The sequence below is a fragment of the Rathayibacter sp. VKM Ac-2856 genome (assembly GCF_013205055.1).
Classification (GTDB): Bacteria; Actinomycetota; Actinomycetes; order Actinomycetales; family Microbacteriaceae; genus Rathayibacter.
On the sequence record NZ_JABMLF010000003.1, the window covers coordinates 372,042 to 387,310 of the forward strand.

The following is a 15,269-nucleotide window of genomic DNA, read 5'->3' on the forward strand; positions in this document are numbered from 1 at the left end:
CCGGCAAGGGGTGCTCCGACCGGCGTGAGGAAGGTGTGGGGACGTCATCGTCGACGGTCCTCTCCGGCTCGTCATCGAACCGCTGAATCGGGGTGGGTCGGGAGGAGCGTCGTGCTGCTCAACCACTGCTCGGTCACTGTAGCGACTTTTGTTAACGGTAACAATGGCGGAATTCCGGGGATGTCGCACGCCTGGACGGTGCAAGCGCTCTCTCCGCCCGAGGGCGGGGATCCACCCTCCCGGACCCGGATCCCCGGCGTGGATCGCATGACGAGCGGCCCTTGACACCGCGTCGGTGACCGGTCGATGGTTGTCCACGTCAACATCCGGTCAACAGCCGCTCCGCCTCCATCAGAGAGCCCCAGCGCTGCTCGGCCCGCGACGGAACCTTCGGATCACCATCCCGGACGGCTCCGATGCTCCCTCGTGCCGCCTCCGCCGATCAGGAGGCGCGCTCCCGCCGCTGGCATCCCTTCGGGGATGCCGCATGTCTGTGAAAGGCACTCCATGTCCCGGACAACGAAGTCCCGAATCTCCACGCGCACGATCGGAGCTCTGATCGTGGCCGTCGTCGGCCTCACGACAGTCGGCGTGAGCACTCCCGCCTCCGCCGCCGGCGCCCCCATCGGCACGGGAGCAGCGCAGGAGATCCGCAATCAGCACAGCAGCATGTGCCTCGACGATTACGAGTTCGCCACGCAGCCCGGCGCAGAGGTGCGCCAGTGGACGTGCGGCGAGACAGCCAACCAGCTCTGGCAGGTCAGCGACCTCGGGAACGGCTACGCCGAGATCAAGAACAAGCACAGCGACCTCTGCCTCGACAACTTCGACTTCGGCACCACGCCCGGCTCTGAAGTGCGCCAGTGGAGCTGCAACGGCAGCACCGCGCAGCAGTGGCGCATCACCTCCGTCGGTGGGGGCTACGCCGAGCTCGCCAACCGCCACAGCAACCTGTGCCTCGACAACAAGGACTTCGGCCAGCTCGACGGCTCCCTCGTCCAGCAGTGGACCTGCACCGGCTCCAGGGCCCAGCGCTGGGCCCTGACCGACCCGACCGTGCAGAAGATCACCTACACGCTCAACCGCTCGGCGAACCCGACCGCCGACGAGGCCGACGCCTACGCCCGCATCACCGACGCGATGGACCGCGCTGTCGCCCGCTACAACCGCCTCAACAACATCGGTCGCCAGCTGACCGTCTCCTACAGCCCCGGCACGCCGACGGCCGACGCGAACATCTACGGCCAGATGCGCTTCGGCTCGAACCGCACCTACATGGTGGAGGGCACCGCCATGCACGAGATGGCGCACACCGTGGGCGTCGGAACCTCGAACGGCTTCAACCAGAACTGCCAGAACAACGGCTGGGTCTCCTCCCAGGCTCTGCTGCGCACCTGGGACGGACCGAACGCCACGCTCAATTGCTCGGGATACCACTTCTACCCCTACGGCCTCAACTACAACACCGAGTTCAGCGAGCTGAACTTCGAGCGCCACGTCAAGCTGGTGCAATCCATGCTGAGTGACGGCATGTAGCACTTACTCCAGACACGTCCGAGCCGGGCAGGACCACTTGCTCGGGCGTTCCCGCGGACGTGCCGGACACCGCACCCTGGGTAGGGCGGTGTCCGGCACGTCCGCTTCGTCGTTCATCGATCGTCTCGCCTCTGCGGCTCCCGCACCTGCGCGTGCGTTCCGTTTGATCACGCACGGCTCGCGACGCCGAGCCTCGGCATCCGCGACGGCGGTGAACGGCAGAATCGCCGTCGTGAAGAGCGCGAGAGACGCGGTCCGCCCTGCCCGCGGTGTCGATCTCTCGATACGCCCGCTGCGCGGGCTACTCGATCAGCAAGAGAGGCGGGCTGCTCGACCAGCACGGGGCACATGCCGGTCGAGCAGCCGCGCAGCGGCGCATCGAGACCCGGTGTCAGCAGCCGATGGCCGGGTAGGCGGCCGTCGTGCGGGCGGTGCGGCCGGCGTCGTCGACGCCGGCGCCCGTCACCGTCGCCGAGCCCGCGGCGAGCGCCGGCTGGCGCACCGTGAAGCTCGCCGTGGCGTTCCTGCCGCCGGCCACGCCCGGGAAGGTCTTCGTGCCCGCGACGGTCGTGACGGTGATGTCGGCCGGCAGGTCGTCGGTGTTCTTCACGGTCGTGGTGAGCACCGGCTTCCCCGCCACGCAGCGCACCGTCGAGGTGGCCGCGAGCTGCAGCGCGACCGGCGCCGCCGGGGCACCGAGCGAGACGCGGAAGCGCTGGCAGTCGTTGTTCAGCACGCTCCACTGGCCGATCCGGGTGCCGTTCTGCGCCGAGCAGTTCGACAGGTCGAGCGCCTTGCCGCTGTGCACGGCGCGGAGCTCGACGGTGCCGTCGTTGCCGGGGCGCAGGTTCCAGCTGCTGCCCGTGACCCCGCACGCGCCCTGGCTGACGGTCGCGCCGTCGGCCGTGGAGCCCGCGGTGACCGCGAGGCACTTCGCCGCGGCCGACACCGGGTGGATCTCGACGGCGCCGGCGGCGGCCGCCGTGAACGTCGCGCGCTGGCACGGTGAGCCGAGCCACTCCTGCTGCTGCAGCACCGCGCCGTCGGCGGTGGAGCAGCCGGGCAGGTCGAAGGCCTTGCCGGTGACCAGCGAGGTGACCGCGACCGCGCCGACCGGGCGCAGCGCCCACTCCTGCGAGGCGGCGGTGCTCGGTGCCGACTGGCGGATCGCACCCGAGACGGCGTCGAGCGCCTTCCCGCTGGTGCGGTTCGTCAGCGTCGACCAGCCGCCGGAGCCGGGGGCGACCGTCCACTGCTGGCAGCCGGTCGTCAGCCACGCCGACTGCTGCAGGGCCGCGCCGGCGGCGGTGGAGCAGCCGACCGGTCCGAGCGACTTACCGCTGCTCGCGTTCACGACGCGCAGGTGCCCGTCGCCGGTGCTGTCCAGGGTCCAGCTCGCGCGGGGCGTGGTGCAGGAGCCCTGCACGACGCCGGCGCCGTCACCGCTCTGCGCGGAGGAGACCGTGGCGCAGAGGCCGGTGCTGCGGCTGACCAGCTGCCAGGCCGCACCCTCGACCCGTGCCGTGATCGGCGCGTTCTCGCCGCTGGGCACGGGGATCCGGGCGGCGGTGCCGAGCGGAGTGCCGAAGTCGGGCTCGCCCTCGGCGGTCCAGTCCACGAGGTGCGCGCGGGCCGAGCGCTCGCGGCCGCAGCCGCCGTCGGGGCGGTCGTTCGCGTGGTACAGGTTCCAGGTCTCGGTGCCGTCGGGCGAGGTGAAGAAGTCGTTGTGCCCGGTGCCGTACTCGCCGTTCGCCTTCGAGAAGACCGGTCCGTCGCTCTTCGTCCAGGAGGAGGCGAGCACCGGGTCGCCGGTGCCGTCGTACTCGAGGGTGCCGAGCTGGTAGTCCTCGGTGCCGCAGAAGCTCGCCGAGTAGACGATCCAGGTGCGGCCGTCCTTCTGCAGCGGGATCGGCCCCTCGTTCACCGGGACGCCGATGGTCTCCCACGGCTCGACCGGCTCCGACAGCACGTTCTGCGGGCCCGAGATCGTCCACGGGTCGGACATCCGCGCGATGTAGTCGCTCTGCAGGCCGTTACCCGGCTGGAACGCCGACCAGGTCATGAAGAGCTCGCCGTTCAGCTGCAGGTAGGCGCCGTCGATGTTCCAGGCATCGGTCGGCACCGGGCGGCCCTTGTAGGTGTACGGACCCATCGGGTCGTCGCCCGCGCTCTCGATCACCTGGAGGTGCTGGCGGTCGAAGTTGCCCGCGGTCCCCATCGTGTACATCAGGTACCAGCGCCAGCCGTTCGGGCCCTGGAGCCGCTGCAGCTCGGGCGCCCACATGTTCGCGTTCCGCCCGGGGTTCGTGTCGGAGTAGACGGTCACCGGAGTGGCGGTGCCGAGCCCGGCGAGCGTCGGCGATTTGCGCATCACGACGCGGTCGTCCCAGGTGGTGGCGACCAGGTAGTAGTTGCCGTCGTGGAACTCGATCGTCGGGTCGGCCGTGTCCGCCTCGATCGGGTTGGTGAAGGTCGGCTCGCCGATCGCCGCGGCGGGGCTCGCGACGAGGAGCGGCAGCGCGAGGACCGCGGCCAGCAGGATCAGGAGGCCGGCGATCAGCCGGCGGCGCAGGCCCGGTGCGGGCGCGGTCAGATGCATGAAGGACTCCGTCGTCGATCGTGATGCGGGCGCACCCGGACGGCCGCGAGAGGGCGGTCGAGAGAGCCGGGGCGAGAATTTGTTCACGGTAACAGCGGGGCTTGCGCAAGGTCAAACCCCCCTCGGCTCCTTCCGCGGATGCCCGGTCGAAACGTTTCGCCCCCGGGTCTTGATCGCGCGATCACCCCCGCCTAGAGTCCGAGGAGAACGTTTCGTGCTCCGAGTCCCCCGCGGAGCATCTCCGACCAGAGAGACGACCGCATGGCACCGGCGCACCCCCTGTTCTGGCGCGCCGCGCGGCTGGAGCTCGAGTTCCGCCACTCCCCCGAGGCGCCCGTGAGCCTGGCCCGGCTCGTCGCCGGGGAGCTGGAGATCTGCTTCGACCGTCCGCTGCCCCTCGTCGGGATCCTCACCGCCGGCCGCGGCCACGTCACCTCGACCGACCGCCTCGTGCAGACCGCGATCGGCGACTCCCTCCGCTACCTCTCGCACGAGTCCGAGCCCGGCGTCGCGCTGCGCATCGTCTCGGCGAGCGCCGACGGCGTGCGCGCGACGACCGTCCTCGAGGCCCTCGACGGCGCCCTCCGCGTGAGCACCGAGGTCGAGAACGCGGGCGATGAGCGGATCCTGCTCACCGCCGTCACCAGCTGGGCGATGCCCCTCGGCACCCGGCTCGATGTCGGCGCCGCCGCCGATCCCGCCGCCGACTGGGAGCTGCTGGAGGGGCGGAGCGAGTGGCTCGGCGAGGGCCGCTGGCAGGCCCGGGAGCTGCGCGAGCTGCTGCCCGACCTGCATCCCGAGCACACCGCGCAGCCGCCGCGCGAGTCGGTCGTCCGCACGGCCACGGGCACCTGGTCGACCGGCGGCCCGCTCCCCCTGGCGGCTCTCCGCTCGCGGCGGCAGGACGTGACCTGGCTCTGCGAGGTCGCGCACAGCGGGCCGTGGCGCTGGGAGGTCGGCGAGCAGATCGGCGACGCCTACCTCGCCGTCTCCGGCCCCACGGACCGGGACCACCAGTGGTCGCAGCTCCTCGCGCCGGGCGAGTCCTTCACCTCGGTGCCGGCCCTGCTCGCCGTCGGCACCGATCTCGAGCACGCCGCCGCGGCGCTCACCCGGGCGAAGCGGGCGGCGCGGCGCGCGCATCCCGACGACCGCCGGCCGGCCGTCGTCTACAACGACTACCTCAACACCCTCGTCGGCGACCCCACCACCGAGCGGCTCCTCCCGCTCGTCGCCGCGGCGGCCGAGGTCGGCGCCGAGACCTTCTGCATCGACGCCGGCTGGTACGCCGACACCGAGTCCTGGTGGGACACGGTGGGCGAGTGGACGCCGTCGACCCGGCGCTTCCCCGGCGGCCTCGGCGAGGTCGTCGACGCGATCCGCGGCCACGGCATGGTGCCCGGGCTCTGGCTCGAGCCCGAGGTGATCGGCACCGGCAGCCCCCTCGCGCGGACCCTGCCGGAGGAGGCGTTCCTCTCCCGCTCGGGCGTCCGGGTGGAGGAGAGCGGCCGGTTCCACCTCGATCTGCGCCATCCTGCGGCCCGCGCGCACCTCGACGAGACGGTCGACCGCCTCGTGCGCGACTTCGGCATCGGCTACCTCAAGCTCGACTACAACATCGATCCGGGGCCGGGCACCGACCGCGCGGCGTCGAGCGCCGGAGCCGGGCTGCTCGGGCACGCCCGCGCGCACCTCGACTGGATCGACGGCGTCCTCGACCGCCACCCGCGGCTGGTGCTCGAGAACTGCGCCTCGGGAGCCATGCGCGCCGACTCCGCCCTGCTCGCCCGGATGCAGCTGCAGTCGACCTCCGACCAGGAGGATCCGCTGCTCGCTCCGGCCATCGCCGCCGCCGCACCGCTCTCGATGCTGCCCGAGCAGGCCGCGAACTGGGCCTGCCCGCAGCCGGAGATGAGCGACGAGGCGATCGCCTTCACCCTGGTGACGGGGCTCGCGGGCCGCTTCCACCTCACCGGCCACCTGGACAGGATGACGGCGGAGCAGCGCGCCCTCGTCGCGGAGGCGGTGCGGACGGCCGCGGAGCTGCGGCCGCACCTGATCGCCTCGGTGCCGCTCTGGCCGCTCGGCCTGCCCGGCTGGACCGACCGCTGGGTCGCGTCGGCGCTGCAGGCACCGGGTGCGACGGGCTCGATCGTGCTCTCGCTGTGGGACCGCGGCGACGAGCCGGGCGAGACGACCCTCGCCTTCCCGGGCCTGCTCGGCCGCGCGGTCCGGGTGCGGACGGCCTTCCCCGCCGGCCTGCCCGCCTGGGACACGAGCTGGGACGCGGGCGCGGGCCTGCTCACCGTCCGCTCCGCCGGCCGCGAGCCCGGGGCGCGCACGCTGGTGCTGGACGTCGCGGACCGAGCGCCGCGACCCTGAGCGCCGCGGGCCGGGAGGCGCCCGACTGCGGTGCCCCGGGCCCCGCTTGGCTATGCTGATCGGACCCGCGATGTCGAGCCCTCGTCATCCCGCCGCACCGAGGGTGCCCGGCTCTCCCCCCAGGGGAGCGGAGGAGGTCCGCGCCATGGCCGATCGGCCCAACCTCCGGCATGTCGCCGCGGTCGCCGGGGTCTCGCACATGACGGTGTCCCGCGTGCTCAGCGGGCATCCGAACATCAAGGAGTCGACGCGGCAGAAGGTCCTCGAGGCCGTCTCCGAGCTCGACTACCGCCCCAACATCGCGGCCCGCTCGCTCGTCACCCAGCGCACCGACCGCATCGGCGTGATGATCGAGAGCGGCGCCGAGTTCGGTCCGTCGAGCACCCTCCGCGCCATCGAGCGCGCCGCCCGCGAGAAGGGCTACTCCGTCACCTCGGTCGCGCTGCGCGACGACCAGGACATGACCCCGGTCGACGCGATCAGGCACCTCTCCGGCCTCGGGATCGACGCGCTCTGCGTGATCGCCCCGCGCTCCTCCTCCGTCGCCACGCTGCGCACCGTCGAGATCGGCGTGCCGACCCTGGTCGTCAAGTCCGACAAGGACGCGAACTTCCTCACCGTCTCGGTCGACCAGCAGGCCGGCATGAGCCAGGCCGTCGACCACCTCGCCTCGCTCGGGCACCGCGACGTCCTGCACATGTCCGGCCCGCTCGACTGGCTCGACGCGCGCGCCCGCGAGCGCGCCTTCCACAGCCGGGCGAAGGCGTGGGGAATGCGCGAGCGCCCGATCGTCGTCGGCGACTGGACGCCCGACTCCGGCTACGAGTTCGCGCGGAGCCTGCAGTCGGTGCCGGAGTTCACGGCGATGGTGGTCGCGAACGACGAGATGGCGCTCGGCGTCATCCACGGCCTCGTCGAGCGGGGCATCCGGGTGCCGCAGGACGTCAGCGTCGTCGGCTTCGACGACCTGCCGACGGCCCGGCACTTCCTCCCGCCGCTGACGACCGTGCGGCAGGACTTCGACAAGCTCGGCACCACCGTCGCCGAGGTGATCCACGCGCGGATCCGCGGCCAGGAGATCCCGCAGCGCACCCGCATCCCCACCGAGCTCGTGGTGCGCGAGTCGACGGCGCCGCCGAGGGCCTGACCGCAGCACCGCAGCGCAGCGCCCGACCGCGCGACCTGACCACAAGGCCGAGCGCGGGGCCCGAGCGCGCAACCCGAGCACAAGGGCCCGATCGGCTCCGCTCCGACCGCGTATCATCGGCGGCACCCCTGGCGCGGCGCCCCCCGGCGCCGCATCGCACACGACCCGAGGACGGCCCGTGGCAGTTCAGTCGAAGACGACTCCGGCACGCCCCGATCCCGCACGCCGCGAGCCCATCGTCGAGATGGCCGGCATCCACGTCTCCTTCTCGTCCGGACCGGCGCTGTCCGGCGCGCGGCTGCGGCTGGTGCCCGGCGAGATCCACGGCCTGATGGGCGAGAACGGCGCGGGCAAGTCGACGCTGATCAAGACGCTCACCGGGATCCACCAGCCGGACGCGGGCGAGATCGTCGTCGACGGCGTCGCCCGGCGCTTCAGCGGCCCCGCCGACGCGAAGGCCGCGGGGATCACCGCCGTCTTCCAGGACGAGCGGCTCACCGACAACCTCAGCATCGGCGAGAACGTGATGATCGGCCACGAGATCCGCGGCCGCCTCGGCATCTCCTGGTCGCGCACCCACGCCCGCGCGGCCGAGATGCTCGCCGAGCTCGGCCTCGAGGACCTCGACCCGCGCCTGCCGCTCCGCTCGCTCTCGCCCGCGATCCGGCAGCTGGTCGCGATCGGCCGCGCGATGGTCGACCGGCCGCGCGTGCTGATCCTCGACGAGCCGACCTCGAGCCTGGACCTCGGCGACGTCGCCCGGCTCTTCACCGTGCTGCGGAGGCTGCGCGACCAGGGCGTCGCGATCGTCTTCGTCTCGCACTTCCTCGAGCAGGTGCTCACGCTCAGCGACCGCATCACCGTGCTCCGCGACGGCTGCACCGAGGGCGAGTACCCGGCCCGGCGGATGGACCGGGCCGAGCTGATCGCGAAGATGATCGGCAAGGACATCGAGGCGCTGCGGCAGATCGGCTCCGACCGCCGCGAGCACCGGCGCCAGCCCACCGGCCCCGCGATCTACCGCGCGGTCGGCATCGGCCGCCGGGGCGCCGTCTCCCCCACCGACCTCGAGCTGCACCGCGGCGAGATCGTCGGCTTCGCCGGACTGCGCGGCTCCGGGCGCACCGAGCTCGCGTCGCTGCTGAGCGGAGTGGAGCGGCCGGACAGCGGCGAGGTGCTGATCGACGGAGAGCACGCGGTCATCGTCGACCCGGTCTCGGGCCTGCGGAACCGCATCGCGCACTCGAGCGAGAACCGCCGCGAGGACGGCATCATCGGCGATCTCTCCCTCCGCGAGAACCTCGTGCTGGGCCTGCAGGCGCTGCGCGGCTGGGCGCACCCGCTGTCGGCCGCCGAGACCGACACTCTCGTCGCCACCTACGTCGAGGCGCTGAACATCACGCCGGCCGACCCGGACATGCCGGTGAAGTACCTCTCCGGCGGCAACCAGCAGAAGGTCGTGCTGGCGCGCTGGCTCGCCACCCGACCGCGCCTGCTGGTGCTCGACGAGCCGGCCCGCGGCATCGACGTCGCGTCGAAGGTCGAGATCCAGGCGCACATCGCCCAGCTCGCCAAGGAGGGCGTCTCGATCGTCTACATCTCCTCCGAGCTGGAGGAGGTGGTGCGCCTCAGCGACCGCATCGTCGTCTTCAAGGACCGCGAGAAGATCGGCGAGGTCAGCAACGGCCCCTGGCTCACCGTCGACACCATCGTCGAGATGATCGCCGCCGACACCGACGACGACGACGGCACCGACGACGCCTGGTGATACGCACGGGCGGCCGCACCATGCTGATCGAGCAGCCCCCGCAGAGGGCGTATCGAGATCCACCGACCATCGAACGCGGGGTCTCGATACGCCGCGCCGCGGCTACTCGACCAACACGGATCGCTGATGTCCACGCTGATCATGCGGCCGGCCGCGATCATGCTGATCGAGTAGCCCTCGCAGAGGGCGTATCGAGATCCACCGACGACTGCACGCGGGGTCTCGATACGCCGCGCCGCGGCTACTCGACCAACATGGATCGCTGATGTCCACGCTGATCACGCGGCCGGCCGCGATCATGCTGATCGAGTAGCCCTCGCAGAGGGCGTATCGAGATCCACCACAGCCGGCACTTCGGCCATCTCTCCCCCGATGCGCGCCCGCTCGCCCCACCGCACTCGCCGCCGCACCACGCTCATCCGCATGGCATTCCTCTACATCCTCCGCTGCGGCGACGGCAGCTACTACGTGGGCAGCACTCGATCCCTGCACCGCCGAGTCGACGCGCACATGATGGGCAAGGGCGCCGCCTACACGCGGAGCCGCCTGCCGGTGACGCTGCTCTGGCACCAGGAGTTCGACAGCATCGGCGATGCCTACTGGTGGGAGAAGCGCGTCCAGAACTGGAGCCGCGCCAAGCGCGAGGCGCTCATGCGCGGCGACTACGTCGCCCTGCGCGCGGCGTCGAAGAAGACCTTCGACAGGCCGGATCCGGACGAGGGCGCCCCACCGGACTAATCCGGGTCTCGATACGCCGCGTGCCGCGGCTACTCGACCAGCATGCACGGCTCAACCATGCTGATCGAGTAGCCCTCGCAGAGGGCGTATCGAGATCCACCGGACATCGAACGCGGGGTCTCGATACGCCGCGTGCCGCGGCTACTCGACCAGCATGAGCGTGCGAGGCCCCGCTCCCACTCGGATCGCGCGGTCACCGGGATCATGCTGATCGAGCAGCCCTCGCAGAGGGCGTATCGAGATCCACCGACGACTGCACGCGGGGTCTCGATACGCCGCTGCGCGGCTGCTCGACCAGCGTGCTCGCGCGGGCAGGAGGGTGGTTGACCCCTGTGAAACGTCTCACGTAGGGTGGGCGGACCGCCGGGGAAAGCGCATTCCTGCGTCCCGGACCATCGATGCCGAGGGATTCAATGCCGAATTCACGTCCGTTCCGTCCGCCCTCCACCGCCGGGGCGCTGCGCTCCGGCCTTGGCCTCGCGCTCGCCGCGGGCCTCGCCCTCACCGGCGCCTCGACCGCCGCGGCCGCGCCGCAGGCGGGCTCCGCGAACCCCGTCCTGACCGCCCAGCTCGAGGACCTCGACCGCGGGGTCGTCGCGCTCGCCTCGCCCGACGGCGGCGTCTTCGTCAGCTGGCGCCTGCTGGCGACCGAGGTCACCGGCTCCTCCGGCACCGGGATGATCGGCGCCGACTTCGCCGTCTACCGCGGCGCGGAGCAGGTCGGTGTCGTCACCGACAGCACCAACCTGCACGACCCGGACGGCACCCCCGGCGACGAGTACCGCGTCGTGCCGCTGGTCGACGGCGCCCCCGGCGAGCCGAGCGCGCCCGCCACCGCCTCGGCCGACGCGTTCGAGACGCTGCCGCTGCAGAAACCGGCCGACGGCGTCACTCCGGCCGGCGAGGCCTACACCTACAGCGCCAACGACATGAGCGTCGGCGACATGGACGGCGACGGCGACTACGAGTACGTCGTGAAGTGGTACCCCTCGAACGCGAAGGACGTCTCGCAGAAGGGCTACACCGGCAGCACCTACCTCGACACCTACGAGGCCGACGGCACGCTGCTGCACCGGATCGATCTGGGCGTGAACATCCGCTCCGGCGCCCACTACACGCAGTTCCTCGTCTCCGACTTCGACGGCGACGGCCGCTCCGAGATCATGACGAAGACCGCGCCCGGCACCACCGTCCTGCCCGGCGGCGACCCGGCCCGCGCGCAGTCGATCACCCTCCTCCCCGAGGACGTCGCCGCCGGCGTCACCGCCGAGGACGACTACCGCCTCTCGGCCGCCGGCTACCGCGACCACCTGATCGGGGTGTTCGAGGGCTGGGGCACCCGCGAGGAGGTGACGAGCGGCCAGTGGCCGGCGACCCTCGAGGAGGCGTTCGGCATCGCGCCGACGCACGCCTACCCGCTGGACCGCGACGGGGCGACCGAGCTCGCCGACTACTTCATCGACGTCTACGCGCCGAGCCGGAGCGACCGCAACGACCTCACCACCTTCGAGGGCTTCATCCTCGACGGCCCCGAGTACCTCACGGTCTTCGACGGCGAGTCCGGCGAGGAGTTGCAGACCGCCGCCTACGAGCCGGGCCGCGGTGACGACGGACTGCTCTGGGGCGACTACGCGTACTCCCGCATCGAGCCGGGCAACCGCGTCGACCGCTTCCTCGCGGGCGTCGCCTCCTTCGACGGCGAGACCCAGTCGGCCGTCTTCGCGCGCGGCTACTACACCCGCGCGGTCGTGGTCGCCTACGACTGGGACGGCACCTCGCTCTCGCAGCGCTGGGTCGCCGACAGCGGGCACGTGCCGCTGACCAACCCGTTCGACGACACCCCGCACGGCCGCGAGGGCACCAGCCCGGAGTGGGCGACGCTCACCACCCAGGGCTTCCACTCGCTCAGCGCCGCGGACGTCGACGGCGACGGCCGCCAGGAGATCGTCTACGGCTCCGCGACCCTCGACGACGACGGCAGCCTGCTCTACAGCTCCTACGACACCCTCCCCGAGGGCAGCAGCGCGCCCGGTACCGAGGCGAAGCTCGGCCACGGCGACGCGATGCACGTCACCGACATCGACCCGGCGAACCCCGGCCTCGAGATCTTCTCCGTGCACGAGGGCGGGGTCGGCGCGCCCTACGGCTACGCCCTCCGCGACGCCGCGACCGGCGAGGTGCTCTTCGGCGCCTACTCCGGCAAGGACACCGGCCGCGGGATGATCGGCGACGTCGACCCCGCGATCCCCGGCCAGGAGGTCTGGGCGATCGGGAAGCTCTCGGCGAGCGGCGAGCCGCTCACGGGTGGGGACTCCTCCCAGCAGCCCGGCACCAACCAGAGCATCCGCTGGGCCGCGGACATGACCACGCAGATCGTGGCGAGCACGACGATGCAGGACGCGACGCCCGTCACCCCGACTATCGTGACCGGCGACGGCACCGTGCTGCTCTCGGCCGAGGGCACCGTCACGAACAACGGCACCAAGGGCAACCCGTCGCTGGTGGCGGACGTGCTCGGCGACTGGCGCGAGGAGCTGCTGCTGCCGACCGCGGACTCGAGCGCGATCCGCATCTACTCGAGCACCGAGGTGACGGACCGCAAGCTGACCACGCTGATGCACGACCCGCAGTACCGGGTCGAGGTGGCGCGCCAGCAGACCGCCTACAACCAGCCGTCGTACACCTCGTACGGGCTGGCGAGCGACATCGACTGGTCGACCGTGCCGGTGCTCGCGCAGGAGGGGACGGAGCCGGTGCCGTCGCCGACGCCGACTCCCGCGCCGACCGGCACGCCCGTGCCGATGCCGACCGAGACCGCACCGCCCGTGATCCCCGCTCCCGGGGACCCCGCGCCGGGTGAGCCCGCGCCGCACGAGCCCGCGCCCGTCGCCGGGCCCGACGGCGACCTCGCCGCCACCGGCGTCGACCTGTCGCTGCTGCCCCTCGGGGCGCTCGCGCTCCTGCTCGGCGGAGGCGCGCTGCTGCTGCGCCGCCGCCTGCAGCACGGCGAGTAGCGGCCGGCGCCGCGTGCCGGAGGAACCGCGGAGCGGCCTCCTCATGCTGGTCGAGTAGCCGCGGAGCGGCGTATCGAGACCGATGTCACTTCGACGGTGGATCTCGATACGCCCTCTGCGAGGGCTACTCGATCAGCATGGAGCAGACTGCTCGATCGAGAGGGGGACCCTGATGGTGGAGCAGCCGCGCAGCGGCTTCCTCTTGCCGGTCGAGCCGCCGCGGAGCGGCCCCCTCATGCTGGTCGAGTAGCCGCGGAGCGGCGTATCGAGACCCACGTCCCTTCGACGGTGGATCGCGATACGCCCTCTGCGAGGGCTGCTCGATCAGCGTGACGACGCAGCCCTAGCCGCCGAGCAGCTGCAGCGACGGGGCGCGGCCCTTCTCGATGTGGGTGAAGGCGATCGACTCGGCGAGGCGGTCGTTGCCGGAGAGGATCGCCTCGAGCAGGCCCTGGTGCTCGTCGGACTGCTGGTGCTGGTCGCGCGCGGAGGTCAGATAGAACAGCCACGTCATCCGCCCACTGACCGCCCTCATCAGCGACCCGAGCAGCGCGCTGCCGGCGATGTCGACGATCGCCTCGTGCACGATCGTGCTGGTCTCGGCGACGAGCAGCCAGTCCTCGCTGTCGAGCGCCCGGTGCTCGGCCGCGATGGCCTCGTGCAGCGGCTCAGGTGACACGCCCTCTGCGACGCGCCGTGCGGCCAGGCGGGCGGCGAGCGTCTCCAGACTCAGGCGCACGTCGAACAGCTCCGTGACATCGGCGGTGGTCCACTCCGTGACGCGGGAGCTGCGCCGCGGCAGGGTGCGCACGAAGCCCTCGTTCTCGAGCTGCGGCACCGCCTCGCGGATCGGCAGCCGCGACACCTTCAGCTCGCTCGCCAGCGTCGACTCGACCAGCCGCGACCCCTGCGGATACCGGCCCAGGATGATCTCGCGGCGGAGCGTGCGATAGGTCTGCGCCGTCAGCGACTCCTCGGGGGCGATGCCGGTCACGCGGGCCTCCTTCGCTCGGCTCCCCCTATTCAACCGGGTCGGCGGCGCGACCGTCACCGGACGGCCCGCGTCTCGACCTCGACGCCGAGGGCCGCGCGCTCGGCCCGGGCGAGCACGTGAGCGCCCGCCGCCAGATCCTGCAGGCCGATGCCGACACTGTTGAACACGGTCACGTCGTCGCGTGACGAGCGCCCGCCGGTCCGGCCGGTCAGCACCTCCCCCAGCTCCGCCACGTCGGCGGGCCGGAGCCCGGAGCGGCGCACGTTGTCCGACTCGGAGAAGGCGATCCCGCGGGTGTCGACCACGACCCGGTCCGCCCGCGCGAAGACGTCGGCACCGAGCTCGCGGTAGCCGTGGCGCGGCGGCGACCCGACCGCGTTGACGTGCACGCCGTCGGTGAGCCAGGCTTCGTCGAGCAGCGGCTCGACCGACGGCGTCAGCGTGCAGACGACATCGGAGCCGCGCACCGCATCCGCCAGATCCTCGGGCGCCGTCGCCGGCACGCCGTTCGCGACGAGCTCCGCGGCGAGCGCCGTGGCGCTGGAGCCCGACGGCGACCAGACCCGCACCTCGTCGAGTTCGAGCACGGAGCCGAGGGCGAGCGCGTGCTCGCGGGCGAGCGGACCGGCGCCGACCAGGGTGAGGATCCGGGAGTCGGGACGGGCCAGGGCCGAGGTCGCGAGCGCCGAGACCGCCGCCGTCCGCAGGCGCGTCAGCGCGCGGCCGTCGATCAGCGCCAAGCACTCCGCGGTGTCGGCGGAGTAGAGCGAGATCGTCGAGCGCTGCGGCGGCAGCCCGCGCGAGCGGTTGCGCGGGGCGTCGATCAGCAGCTTCACCGAGGCGAGACCGAGGTACGGCGCGAAGGCGACCATCGGGACGGCGGCGGGGCCGTCGGAGCTGGCGTCCCCCGGAGTCCGCAGGGCCTCGGGGACCGGCTGCACCGCGCCGCCCTCGGCGAGCGCCCGGTGGGCGTCGTCGAGCGCGGCGATCAGACCGGGCCACTCGGAGAGCGCCTCGCACTCCTCCGACGTGATGATGCGTGTCGACATGTGATCCTCCTGCGCTCATTCTGTATGCACTGGTCGATCGAT

At 72.2% G+C, this 15,269-nt stretch carries 9 protein-coding genes; 6 read left to right on the top strand and 3 right to left on the bottom strand.

All coding sequences use genetic code 11. The annotated features are described in order from the left end of the window. Nucleotides 1–591: 591 nt before the first annotated feature. A complete protein-coding gene (locus tag HQQ82_RS12230; protein WP_173233530.1) occupies nucleotides 592–1,536 on the top strand; it encodes an RICIN domain-containing protein in 945 nt (314 codons plus the stop codon). 391 nt (nucleotides 1,537–1,927) lie between these two features. Here HQQ82_RS12230 and HQQ82_RS12235 read toward each other — a convergent pair whose 3' ends face one another. Beyond that, nucleotides 1,928–4,135, bottom strand: coding sequence for a family 43 glycosylhydrolase (locus HQQ82_RS12235; RefSeq protein ID WP_173233532.1), 2,208 nt, complete (start codon nucleotides 4,133–4,135; stop codon nucleotides 1,928–1,930). A 261-nt stretch (nucleotides 4,136–4,396) separates the two neighbouring features. Between HQQ82_RS12235 and HQQ82_RS12240 the strand changes: the two genes are divergently transcribed. From HQQ82_RS12240 to HQQ82_RS12260, 5 genes are all read left to right on the top strand, one after another. After that, nucleotides 4,397–6,517, top strand: coding sequence for a glycoside hydrolase family 36 protein (locus tag HQQ82_RS12240; RefSeq protein ID WP_173233534.1), 2,121 nt, complete (start codon nucleotides 4,397–4,399; stop codon nucleotides 6,515–6,517). 145 nt (nucleotides 6,518–6,662) lie between these two features. Next, entirely contained in the window at nucleotides 6,663–7,664 is a 1,002-nt protein-coding gene (locus HQQ82_RS12245; protein WP_173233536.1) for a LacI family DNA-binding transcriptional regulator, read from the top strand. A 244-nt stretch (nucleotides 7,665–7,908) separates the two neighbouring features. Further along, nucleotides 7,909–9,432: a sugar ABC transporter ATP-binding protein gene (locus HQQ82_RS12250; protein ID WP_173233868.1), complete on the top strand. Its 1,524-nt coding sequence runs from the start codon at nucleotides 7,909–7,911 to the stop codon at nucleotides 9,430–9,432. 423 nt (nucleotides 9,433–9,855) lie between these two features. Beyond that, nucleotides 9,856–10,170: a GIY-YIG nuclease family protein gene (locus HQQ82_RS12255; protein ID WP_173233538.1), complete on the top strand. Its 315-nt coding sequence runs from the start codon at nucleotides 9,856–9,858 to the stop codon at nucleotides 10,168–10,170. A gap of 413 nt (nucleotides 10,171–10,583) precedes the next feature. After that, on the top strand, nucleotides 10,584–13,184 hold the full coding sequence (locus HQQ82_RS12260) for a rhamnogalacturonan lyase (protein ID WP_173233540.1): 2,601 nt from the start codon (nucleotides 10,584–10,586) through the stop codon (nucleotides 13,182–13,184). Between the two features lie 343 nt (nucleotides 13,185–13,527). On the opposite strand, the gene HQQ82_RS12265 is transcribed toward HQQ82_RS12260, so the two are convergent. Both HQQ82_RS12265 and HQQ82_RS12270 read right to left on the bottom strand, forming a co-directional pair. Then, nucleotides 13,528–14,178, bottom strand: coding sequence for a GntR family transcriptional regulator (locus HQQ82_RS12265; RefSeq protein WP_173233542.1), 651 nt, complete (start codon nucleotides 14,176–14,178; stop codon nucleotides 13,528–13,530). Between the two features lie 53 nt (nucleotides 14,179–14,231). Next, on the bottom strand, nucleotides 14,232–15,227 hold the full coding sequence (locus HQQ82_RS12270; RefSeq protein WP_173233545.1) for an ornithine cyclodeaminase family protein: 996 nt from the start codon (nucleotides 15,225–15,227) through the stop codon (nucleotides 14,232–14,234). Nucleotides 15,228–15,269: the final 42 nt, after the last annotated feature.

Coding starts and splice junctions, on each gene's coding strand:
- HQQ82_RS12235 (WP_173233532.1), bottom strand. CDS start 4,135: ATGCATCTGACCGCGCCCGCACCGGGCCTGCGCCGCCGGCTGATCGCC.
- HQQ82_RS12240 (WP_173233534.1), top strand. CDS start 4,397: ATGGCACCGGCGCACCCCCTGTTCTGGCGCGCCGCGCGGCTGGAGCTC.
- HQQ82_RS12245 (WP_173233536.1), top strand. CDS start 6,663: ATGGCCGATCGGCCCAACCTCCGGCATGTCGCCGCGGTCGCCGGGGTC.
- HQQ82_RS12250 (WP_173233868.1), top strand. CDS start 7,909: ATGGCCGGCATCCACGTCTCCTTCTCGTCCGGACCGGCGCTGTCCGGC.
- HQQ82_RS12255 (WP_173233538.1), top strand. CDS start 9,856: ATGGCATTCCTCTACATCCTCCGCTGCGGCGACGGCAGCTACTACGTG.
- HQQ82_RS12260 (WP_173233540.1), top strand. CDS start 10,584: ATGCCGAATTCACGTCCGTTCCGTCCGCCCTCCACCGCCGGGGCGCTG.
- HQQ82_RS12270 (WP_173233545.1), bottom strand. CDS start 15,227: ATGTCGACACGCATCATCACGTCGGAGGAGTGCGAGGCGCTCTCCGAG.